Here is a 9316-nt window from a genome sequence, read left to right as displayed (position 1 = left end):
TAGAAAAGCAAGCAGCGCCGCGCGATCTTAAGATCGCGCGGCGCTGCTTGCTTTTCTAAAATGGTGCTTTACTTGATGGCGATGAGCTCGACGTCGAAGATGAGGGTGGCGTTGGGCGGGATGACGCCGCCGGCGCCTCGGGATCCGTAGGCGAGGTCGCTGGGGATGGTGAGCTTGCGCTTGCCGCCGACGCGCATGCCGGCGACGCCTTCGTCCCAGCCGGGGATGACCTGGCCGGCGCCGAGCGGGAAGTCGAAGGGCGTTCCGCGATCGACGGAGGAGTCGAATTTGGTTCCGTCGGTGAGCGTGCCGGTGTAGTGGACGGAGACGTTGTCGCCGGCTTTGGCTGTGGCGCCGGTTCCGACGACGGTGTCGACATATTTGAGGCCGGTTTTGGTGGTGATGGTTTCACCGGTTTTTGCGGCGTCCGTGGCGACGGCGTCCTTGGCGGCTTTGAGAAGGGCGTCGGCGTCCACGCGGACTTTGTAGTCGGGGTTGGAGTAGGCGAACTTGATATTGCCTTTGGTGTCGAGGACGTAAGCGGCGGGGACGGGAAGGATATGCTTGTCTTCGCCGGTGCGCTCCGTGAGATCTACGCCGAAGCCTTGGAGGGCCTTGTCCATGTCGGGGGGGACCATGTAAGCGACCCCGTACTGGATGGCCGTCTGCATGCTGGGATCGCTCAGCAGGATATAGCTTAGCTTATCTTTGCTGGCCATATCGGCGAGTTTCGGCGTTTTATCCGGGGAGATCGCCAGCAGCTGGTAGCCGAGCTTGGCCAGGTCCGGTTCGATCTTTTGCAGGGACGCGAGATGAGTATTGCAGTAGGGACACCATCCGCCACGGAAGAAGATCACAATCGTCGGCTTGGCGGCAATGGCTTTGTTGAGATCGAACGGCTTGCCGTCCGGTCCGGTGAGCGTGCTCGTCATCTTCGGCGCGACATCGCCGGTCTTGAGTGGATGCGTGTCGTCGGGGGACATGGCCATCGTCACGGCGGTGATTGTGGCTGCTGCGGGATCGGCGCCGAGCGCGCCGATCTGTGGCGCTCCCAGCACACCGGCGACAAGCGCGGCGAGGGTGATGGTTTTGAGTGATGGTCGTTGCATTGCGGAGTTCTCCAAAGGCGTGTCTGGGTACGGTTTCCCTTATATAGCATAATTGTGAGGAGAATCGTTCCATATGGAAAATGGAGAATGCCTAAAGGGTAGAAATACGAACATATGTGCGGTATTATAATAATGTGATCGGAACTTCTCCTCCTTCCGAGACGGCGGGATGCATCTCCGCACCCCGCTGTCTCGATCTTTAGGAAATTGATCGCTGACAAATTTTATGTTCGAAGCCGCCAGGCAGGGCGGTTTATTTTCTGCCTGGGAGTGAATCATATGTCTACTTTTATGGAGCGTCGACAGAATTTGAAGCGGGCGCTGGCCGGGGAGCGGGCGCAGCGGGATCTGCTGAAGGTGGCTTGTGCGGAGACGGGGGCGGAGTATCGGGTGGTGCATGTGCCGCCGGAGGATGCGGCGCCGGGCGCGCCGGATCGGGATACGGTGCGCCGCTGGCCGACGGAGGCGTATGCGGGGCGCCCGTATCAAATGAAGGTGGATGAGCGTCCGCCGCTGCAGTGTCCGCCGGGAGCGATCGAGCAGCTGGCGAGGCGGGGACGAAAAGCGGGGGGCTGACAACGCATGGCGGGGGTGACAAAGGAATCGCCGCCGCAAGGATGCGGCGGCGAACTATCTTGCCATTGGGGCTTTTAGGATGCAGACAATGACTTGCGCTTGCGAACGATGAGCGCGCCCAAGCCGAGCAGGCCGATCGCGAAGGCGGCGTACTGGCCGGGTTCCGGGGTCGGAAGGCTGAGGTCTCGCGTGGAGACGTTGGTGAAGTTGACTAGGAACTTACCGAATACGCCCTGCGAGTTCTTGCCTTCGAACGTTGCGCCGGTCCACTTCCACAGCGAGAAGTTAGTGAAGCCGGGGCCGGCGATTTGCACCTGCGAAGAAGTCAGTGGACCGGTGCCCGTATAAGCGTATCCGATTACGCCGCCGTTGGTCGCCGCGCCGGTGACGCCATTGCCGACGCCTTTGGTAGTCGTCCCGAGCAGGAACTCGCCGTGAGCATACGAGGGGAAGTAGTTCGCGGCGTCCAGCGCTACTGTCGCGCCTTGTGTGGCGGTAAAGATCACGGTATGGCCGCTGAAGTTTACCATGGACGTGATGTCGCCGGGAGTGACTGTTCCGGTGCTTTTGAATTTCGAAAGCAGTTGATTGTTGCCGGCGTGATTGACGGCGCCTGTCTTGATGATGAACGATTGCGTATACGTGTCACCGGCATGAGCGCCAAACGTGGCCAAATTTCCGCGAAGAATCGTTCCGGTAAATGTGATGAGCTGATCGGCGTGGGCCGCGCCGCCGAGCATAACGAGGGTTAATGCCGCGGCAGTCGTGTAATGATGTCTGACCATATTAATGGTTCCTTGGCGTTAAGCGGTGTTAATAAGAATCTTGCCGCTTCTGTCAGCGTTGCATTTTTTATGCCAGAACTGAATGTCTGTACCCTAAATCAATAATTTTTTTGAATATTTTTTCAGAGTGAGTTCATTGCGCAAAAAAACAACATGACTGTTGCGGTTTGTAACTATTTTAAAGAGCGAGTTAGATTTATTCCAACATTGGAATCCGCGTAAAGAACCACGGGGTAGTGCTTGCTTGAGAAGGCGTCGCCCGAGCCGGAGCGATCCGTTTCGCTGCGTGCGCGGCGGCCTATCGACGCTGCGGATAACCAGGAGCCTGTCCGCTGATACTATATGATCGCATAATTTCCCTGTTATTTATACGGTCGCTCTGTTTATTTTTATGATGGTATGCTAGGTGACGAAAAAACATAACACTAGATGACGCCTGCATGCTTAATTTTGTATTTATTGCGACTTTTGGAGGCCATTTTAGTGTTGAAAAGCGCTGAGGGAGAGGCTGGGCGACGGGCGGGGCGCAAGCGAGCGAAGGCGGAAACGCCGGGGCGTTACTCTGAAATTGGGAGTGAACGGCTTCGTGATTTGGCGGCGCGGCACGCCGAACATTCGGATCCTCTGGACCTTTTGCCGGAGCTTGCGCTGCTGCGGGCGCTGCTGACGGATTACGTGGAGCGGTACGATCGGTTTTCGGCGGCTTTGATCGCATGGCATGAGTCGTTCGGGAATCCGGAGCGGCCGGCGAAGCCGGTGAAGATCGTGGATCTCGCGGCGGCGGGATCACTGCTGACTCAAGTAGGGACGCTGGCGCTGCGGATCGAGAAGCAGAAGAGTGCGGGGGCGATCGGGCTGGCGGCGCTGGACGCGGTGATGGGACAGATGGGCGCGGCGCTGGTGCAGGCCGCGCAGGAGACGATCGACGACGATGAAACGCGAACCAGGCTCCTTGACTATGTGGAACGGCGATGGGGAGCGATCGAGGTCAACCCCCGGCGCGGCGTCTAAAGAACTCAGTGCGGAGGATCGCACGGGCAGTACGGCGTCGAAGGCGCTGCGGCGGGAGCGGGATCGTCAGCCGGCGGGGCTTCCGCCGCCGCAGCCGGGGCCGCAGACGGATTTTTACAACAGCCGCGCGGACATTGTGATTTTCGGCGGAGCGGCGGGCGGCGGAAAGACTCACTCGCTCTTGATGGAGTGTCTGCGGCATCGGGGTAATCCAGATTTCAACTTCGTGATCTTCCGAAGGACGTCGCCGCAGATTACCGCGAATGGGGGCTTGTGGGATGCGTCGCTAAAGCTGTTCCCGAAAACAGGCGCGAAGGCGAATTTGACGACGCTGACCTGGAAGTTTCCGAGCGGGGCGAAGGGGAAGATGGCGCATCTTCAAAGAGCGGACACCGTCCACGACTGGCAGGGAACGGAAGTCCCGCTGATCTGTTTCGACGAGCTGACGCACTTCACCGAAGACCAGTTCTTTTACTTGCTGTCGCGCAACCGTTCGACGAGCGGGGTTCGGCCGTATGTCCGGGCGACGACGAATCCGAAGGCGGGATCGTGGGTGAAGAAGTTTTTGTCGCCGTGGCTGGACAAAAATCGGCTGGACCGCGCGGCGCACGGGGAGCTGCGCTGGTTTACCCGTGTGAACGGGGAGATCGTGTGGGTCTCTGAAGACTGGCGTGACGACGAGGGCTTGCCGGGGAAATCCGTGACGTTTATCTTTTCCTCGGTCTACGACAATAAGATCCTGCTGGACATCGATCCGCACTACCTGGTCAATTTGAAGTCGCTTCCCGAAGTGGAGCAGGCGCGTTTGCTGCGCGGCGACTGGGACATTCAAGAGGGAGCTTACTTTTCGGAGTGGTCCGAGGCGAAGCATGTCCGTCTGCCGTCTGAAGTTCCGGCGTGGCATCGGTTTTTCGGGGGCTTGGATTATGGCAAGGCGGCGCCGTTCTGTTTTCTTTTGATGGCGAGCGACGACGAGGGCAATGTGACGGTGATGGATGAGGTGTATGAAACCCGCCTGACGCCGGGCGAGCAGGCGGTCAAAGTCGCTCAGGTGCTGGAGCGGTACGGGATCGCGCCGAAATCCTGTCCGATCTACGCGGACCCGTCGATCTTTCCGCCGCAGGAAGCGAAGGCGCGGGCGGGGCATCCGGGCAAGTATATCGCTGAGGAGTACTGGGGCGAGGGTCTCAATGTGATCCGTGCGAACAACGACCGCGTGAACGGCTGGGCGAGAGTGCGCGAGTATCTGCATGAACCCGGCGCGCTGACGGTGTTTCGGGGCCGCTGTCCGAATTTGATCCGGACGATTGGGACGCTGGGGCCGGATCCGAGGGACTTGGAAGATTTGGATACGACGGCGGAGGATCACAGCGAAGACGCCTTGAGGTATGGGCTGCTTTCGAGACCCGCGCGGGCGAAGCGGCCGGAGCCGACGGAAAGTCGGGTGCTGAAGTATCACGGGGTGAAGGTGATCGACCCGAAGCGGCTGCCGCATGCGCTGACGGAGGGGGAGGATGAGTGGTGAGGTGCGGGTGCGGTCTCGTAGACAATCGAAAGTGTGCAGCCCCAGAGACGCCGGCGGTTAAAACCGCGCCTAGAAGTGCGCCAAAACCCACCTCCGTGGATTAAATGCCGATTTGAGTGCGTCAGGGCAATCAAGTATAGGCGTTTGCAGTCCGCGTAAGCCCGGCGAATATCAGAAGCCTGGCGAATGAATTCGCGGCTAAAAGTACGGTCACCCGCCTACGCGGGTTCAGAAGTCTGCGAAGGCGGACGGCCATTTTTGTAGGCTGGGTACCCGCTTGCGGGTGTTTAATCGCTGGCGCCTCTGGGGCGGGTGAGATTTGTGCTGTGCAAAGGAGAAACCTATGGACGATTTCGTTGTCGGCGTGCTTGCTGGTATTTTGCTTGGCATGCTTTTGCGGGGCAGTCAGCGCGTGTCGGATGAAGTTCTTACGGTCGTAGAAGAGCCTGTGAGCGCCGCGCCAAAGCTGGAGATCGTGAGTGCGGCGGCGCTGGACGAGGAGTATGAGGATCCGGGGAAGGTGGAGCGGCGGCAGCAGCTGGAGCAGTATCGTCGGCTGTTGAGAGAAGAGTTTGGTGTGGATCATGCGGGGAGTTTGGTCGATCCGATGACCGGAGAGGAAGCGGCGACGCATGGCTGAGCAAATCCAAAAAAAGAAGGCGCGGACGACGGTGACGCTGCGGGACCCGGGGAATGTGGACAGCGAGCTGTCGGCGGACGATTTGATCCGGATGCGGACAACGCCGTCGACGGAGGAAGTCGCGTTGGCGCACCTGGTCGACGAGCGATATAACAGCGCGGCGGACAATCGGCGTATTCATGAGCCGGCGTGGTTTGAGAGCCTGGCGTTTTATCTGGGCAACCAGTGGGTGAGCTGGTCGAACGCGCATGGGATTTTGCGGTCGATGCGCGATCCTCGGCGTCCGCACCGGGTGTATGCGGTCCGGAATAAGATCCGGCCGAAGATCAAGAAGCTGCTTGCGCGGGGACTGAGCGCGATGCCGGACGCGGGGGTGGCGCCGCTGACGACTTCGGATCTGGACCGGGCGGCGGCGGCTGAGGCGCGGGCGCTGATCGAGCATCTGGACAATGTGTGGCGGCGTCCGCATCAAGTCAAGCGGCTGGCGCGGTTCGCGCTGACGACGTCCACGGCGTTTCTGAAGGTCTACTGGGACCCGGAGCGGCGTGCGGAGGTCCCGAAGTTTGACGCTTCGGGGGCGATCGTGGGATCGTCCACGGCGGCGATCGGGGATATCTGCGAGGATATCGCGCCGATCTTCGAGATCTACCTGGACCCAAAGGCGCGGGACTGGGAGGATGTGGCGTGGCTGATCCACGCGAAGGTCCGCTCGCTGGAAGAGCTGCGCTTGAAGTATGGGGACAAGGCGCTGGATATTGAGGGCGACGCCGGCGGGGGCGTGGGCGGATATGTCGAGAGTCGGCTGGCGTCGGTGGTCGGAGAGTATGGGCGCGGGGCCGAACCCGGTCAGTCGCAGAAAAGCGTTCTGGTGAAGGAGCTGTGGGAGAAGCCGACGCTGCGCTTCCCCGAAGGGCGCTTGATCACGGTGGCGGGCGGGCGGGTGCTGCGCGACGATCCGTGGCCTTATGCGAAACGCGACGACTTTCCGTTCATTCCGCTGTCGTTTGAAGACGGGCAGAGCACGGTGTATGGTCTGAACGCGGTGTCGGATTTGATCTCGGCGCAGCGTTCTTATAACGAGGGTATTTCGCGGACGATCGAGCATCGCAAAACGTCCTGGGGAAAGATCCTGGCGCAAGAGGGCAGCGAGATCGGCGTGGACGCCTTCGACAGCGCGGCGCCGGGCGAGGTGATCTACTACAAGCAGGGAAGCGTGGCGCCGCAGCATATCCCGGCGCCGCCGCTGCCGTCGTTTCTGATGCAATTGCTCCAGGTGGACGACCGGGATTTGAACGACATCTCTGGGGTGCATGAGGTCTCCGAGGGCGGGGTTCCAAGCGGTGTGACGGCGGCGTCGGCGATCCAGCAGCTCTTGGAGTCCGATACGACGCAGATGGCCGATTTTATCGAGAACATCGAGACGTGGCATCAGCGCCGGGCCGAATGGGAGATTGCGCTGGCGGCGCAGTTTTACAAGGAGCCGCGGCTAGTTTGGGTTTCTCAGGGGACGGCTACGAAGGGAGGAATGCGGCCCTCGAAGCCGCCATTTGGCTCTCCTGACGCTCCCCTACCCCCACCGGGGGAGCAGAGCATGGGGTCGGGTGCGGGGCCGATTGGTGGGTTTGGACCGCCGTCGGGGAAGGCCATGGGTGGCTTCGGCCCTCCAGGCGCTGGAGAAGATGCCCCCCGGCCCCCACTGGGGGTGCAAACCATGGGATCGGGCGCGGGGCCGCAAGACGATGGGTGGCTGGCGCCGGTGATGCAGGCGCGATCGTTCCGGGCGCTTTCGGCGGGTGGGTCCTGCCGGGTGCGGGTGTCGCCGGGGAGCGCGAAGCCGATTTCGCCGGCGGCGCGGGCTTCGCAGGTGATGGATCTTTACCGGGCGGGTGTGTTTGGGCCGCCGGGAGATCCGACGGCGGCAAAGATCCTCTTGGAGGAATTGGAGTACACGAACCCGGACGCTGTGTATGAGACGATGCTCCAGGCGCGCATGGATGCGCTGGCGCTGGCGCGGGCGGCGCAGCCGGACCCGGAGCAGGCGGCGGCGATGCAGCAGCAGCACGCGGCGCAGATGGCGCACGCGGAGCAGCAGCATGCGGCGGAACTGGCGGCGATCCACCATCAGCAGGAAGAAGCGACGGCGCATATCCAGATGGAGCACGAGGCTCAGCTTCGGGCGATCGATCATCAGCATGCGATGGATCTGGAGACCCACAAGGCGCAGTTGGAAATTGAGAAGTGGCGGGCGGAGCGGGGGGAACAGAACCCCATCCCCCCACCGAAGTAAACTTCGGCTTCCCCCTTTCCCGGCTAAAGGCCCTTCGGGCGGGAAAGGGGGCGTTCGTAACTGTGGTGTCCAGGCGAGTCTTGTCGTGGGCTACGAAGACCTGAATTTCGCGATCTATCAACCAAGGAGAACATTATGGCGAAACGAACGATCGATCCACATTTGATCCCGCACCCCATCTTGCCGGGACGCGCGGTGTCGGGACGGATGCTGCCGACGATGGCGCCGCCTCCGACTGCCGGGCATGTGGGGCCGGGTGTCGGCTCCATGATGAGCCGGTTACTGCCGACGCTGTCGCCGATGATGATCGCGGCGGTAAAGCCGCGCGCGGCTAAGGTGGCTACGAAGGTGTCGGCAAAAGCCAAGGCGGGCGCGGCGAAACCGAAGGCGGCTTGCAGTTGCGGCCGTCGTACCCACCCCGGCGCTGCGCGCCACTCCTCTGGGTGACCCACCCCCGGCCTTCGGCCGACCTCTGCGTGACCCACCCCGGCCCTTCGGGCCACCCCTCCCTTGAAGCAGGGAAGGGTTTGTCAGAGCAGAGGGAAGAGATAAGCTTTCTCTAGGAGACAATTGAAACCGTGGATGATTTTATTGAAGGGGCGTTAAATGACGGAGCCGACGCGTCGCCCGCGGATGGCATTGATGTTGGGGACTGGTATGCTTCGCCCGAAGATTCGGAAGAGGTCGCCTCTTTTCCGGAGGATGACGACATCGATGATCAGGCGTTAAATGAGGATGACGAGGACGGCGAAGACGATGAGCGGGGGCCGGTCCCCTATGAGCGGTTCCATCAGGTCAATGAGCGCTATCAGGAACTCAACCGGTGGAGCCCTGTGCTGGAGGCGCTGCAGGCCGAGGGGTATGACAGCCCTGAGGCGGTGCAGGAGGCGCTGGAAGAGCGCGTCGCCATGGCCGAGCATGAGCAGGTGGCGGCGGCGTATCGGCAGCAGGTCGATCGCGGCCTGATGGACCCGGCGGTGGCGCATCAGCGCATGCAGGTCGAGATGGAGCATCGCGCCCTGGAGCGGGAGCGCGAGCAGATGGCGGGCTGGATGCTGGAGCAGGATCTTGCGGCCGTGAGCCGCCACTTCCCCGAGGCGGATACGGATTATGTGCGGGCCATGGCGCTGGCGACGGGACGGCCGATTGCGGACCTTGCGCGAGAGTCGCACGGGGAGCGCGCGGCCTACCGGGAGCGGGTGATCGCGGATTATCACAATCAGAAGGAAGGGGATCGCCGGCGCGGCGCGCCCGAAGGCGGCGGCGGCAAGAACGCCCCGCGCCGGGGCGGCGTTCCGGAGATCAGTTCTCCCGACTTCGACAAATGGTACGAACAAGAGCTGAACAAGACGCTGCAAACATATCGGTAGGGTGGCCTTTCTA

Annotated in this window: 9 protein-coding genes; 7 read left to right on the top strand and 2 right to left on the bottom strand. The window is 61.5% G+C overall.

Features of this window, described 5'->3' with window-relative positions:
• Positions 1-68: 68 nt before the first annotated feature.
• Complete coding sequence (locus tag ABIZ35_RS13695; protein ID WP_348220472.1) at positions 69-983, bottom strand: FKBP-type peptidyl-prolyl cis-trans isomerase; 915 nt, start codon at positions 981-983, stop codon at positions 69-71.
• Positions 984-1388: 405 nt separating this feature from the next.
• On the opposite strand from ABIZ35_RS13695, the gene ABIZ35_RS13690 reads away from it, so the two are divergent.
• Positions 1389-1685, top strand: coding sequence for a hypothetical protein (locus ABIZ35_RS13690; RefSeq protein ID WP_348220471.1), 297 nt, complete (start codon positions 1389-1391; stop codon positions 1683-1685).
• A 74-nt stretch (positions 1686-1759) separates the two neighbouring features.
• On the opposite strand, the gene ABIZ35_RS13685 is transcribed toward ABIZ35_RS13690, so the two are convergent.
• A complete protein-coding gene (locus ABIZ35_RS13685; RefSeq protein WP_348220470.1) occupies positions 1760-2470 on the bottom strand; it encodes a PEP-CTERM sorting domain-containing protein in 711 nt (236 codons plus the stop codon).
• 486 nt (positions 2471-2956) lie between these two features.
• Between ABIZ35_RS13685 and ABIZ35_RS13680 the strand changes: the two genes are divergently transcribed.
• The 6 genes from ABIZ35_RS13680 to ABIZ35_RS13655 all read left to right on the top strand — a co-directional run bounded on the left by ABIZ35_RS13680 (position 2957) and on the right by ABIZ35_RS13655 (position 9303).
• Complete coding sequence (locus ABIZ35_RS13680; protein WP_348220469.1) at positions 2957-3481, top strand: hypothetical protein; 525 nt, start codon at positions 2957-2959, stop codon at positions 3479-3481.
• Entirely contained in the window at positions 3402-5006 is a 1605-nt protein-coding gene (locus tag ABIZ35_RS13675; RefSeq protein WP_348220468.1) for a terminase family protein, read from the top strand. The genes ABIZ35_RS13680 and ABIZ35_RS13675 overlap by 80 nt, the downstream gene beginning before the upstream one ends.
• 343 nt (positions 5007-5349) lie before the next feature.
• Positions 5350-5646, top strand: a complete 297-nt coding sequence (locus ABIZ35_RS13670) for a hypothetical protein (protein ID WP_348220467.1) — start codon at positions 5350-5352, stop codon at positions 5644-5646.
• Positions 5639-7933 (top strand): hypothetical protein, encoded by a 2295-nt coding sequence (locus tag ABIZ35_RS13665; RefSeq protein WP_348220466.1) that lies wholly within the window; start codon positions 5639-5641, stop codon positions 7931-7933. Before ABIZ35_RS13670 ends, ABIZ35_RS13665 begins: the two co-directional genes overlap by 8 nt.
• Positions 7934-8068: 135 nt before the next feature.
• Positions 8069-8380, top strand: a complete 312-nt coding sequence (locus ABIZ35_RS13660) for a hypothetical protein (RefSeq protein ID WP_348220465.1) — start codon at positions 8069-8071, stop codon at positions 8378-8380.
• A 131-nt stretch (positions 8381-8511) separates the two neighbouring features.
• Positions 8512-9303 carry a hypothetical protein gene (locus ABIZ35_RS13655; RefSeq protein WP_348220464.1) on the top strand — a complete coding sequence of 264 codons (792 nt, stop codon included), beginning with the start codon at positions 8512-8514 and terminating at the stop codon, positions 9301-9303.
• The last annotated feature ends 13 nt before the right edge of the window (positions 9304-9316 follow it).

Source organism: Capsulimonas sp. (assembly GCF_039929585.1).
Classification (GTDB): domain Bacteria; phylum Armatimonadota; class Armatimonadia; order Armatimonadales; family Capsulimonadaceae; genus Capsulimonas.
The sequence above is the reverse complement of the archived record's forward strand: the minus strand, read 5'-3'. Positions and strand labels throughout refer to the sequence as shown.

Coding starts and splice junctions, on each gene's coding strand:
- ABIZ35_RS13660 (WP_348220465.1), top strand. CDS start 8,069: ATGGCGAAACGAACGATCGATCCACATTTGATCCCGCACCCCATCTTG.
- ABIZ35_RS13675 (WP_348220468.1), top strand. CDS start 3,402: ATGAAACGCGAACCAGGCTCCTTGACTATGTGGAACGGCGATGGGGAG.
- ABIZ35_RS13695 (WP_348220472.1), bottom strand. CDS start 983: ATGTCCCCCGACGACACGCATCCACTCAAGACCGGCGATGTCGCGCCG.
- ABIZ35_RS13665 (WP_348220466.1), top strand. CDS start 5,639: ATGGCTGAGCAAATCCAAAAAAAGAAGGCGCGGACGACGGTGACGCTG.
- ABIZ35_RS13670 (WP_348220467.1), top strand. CDS start 5,350: ATGGACGATTTCGTTGTCGGCGTGCTTGCTGGTATTTTGCTTGGCATG.
- ABIZ35_RS13690 (WP_348220471.1), top strand. CDS start 1,389: ATGTCTACTTTTATGGAGCGTCGACAGAATTTGAAGCGGGCGCTGGCC.
- ABIZ35_RS13685 (WP_348220470.1), bottom strand. CDS start 2,470: ATGGTCAGACATCATTACACGACTGCCGCGGCATTAACCCTCGTTATG.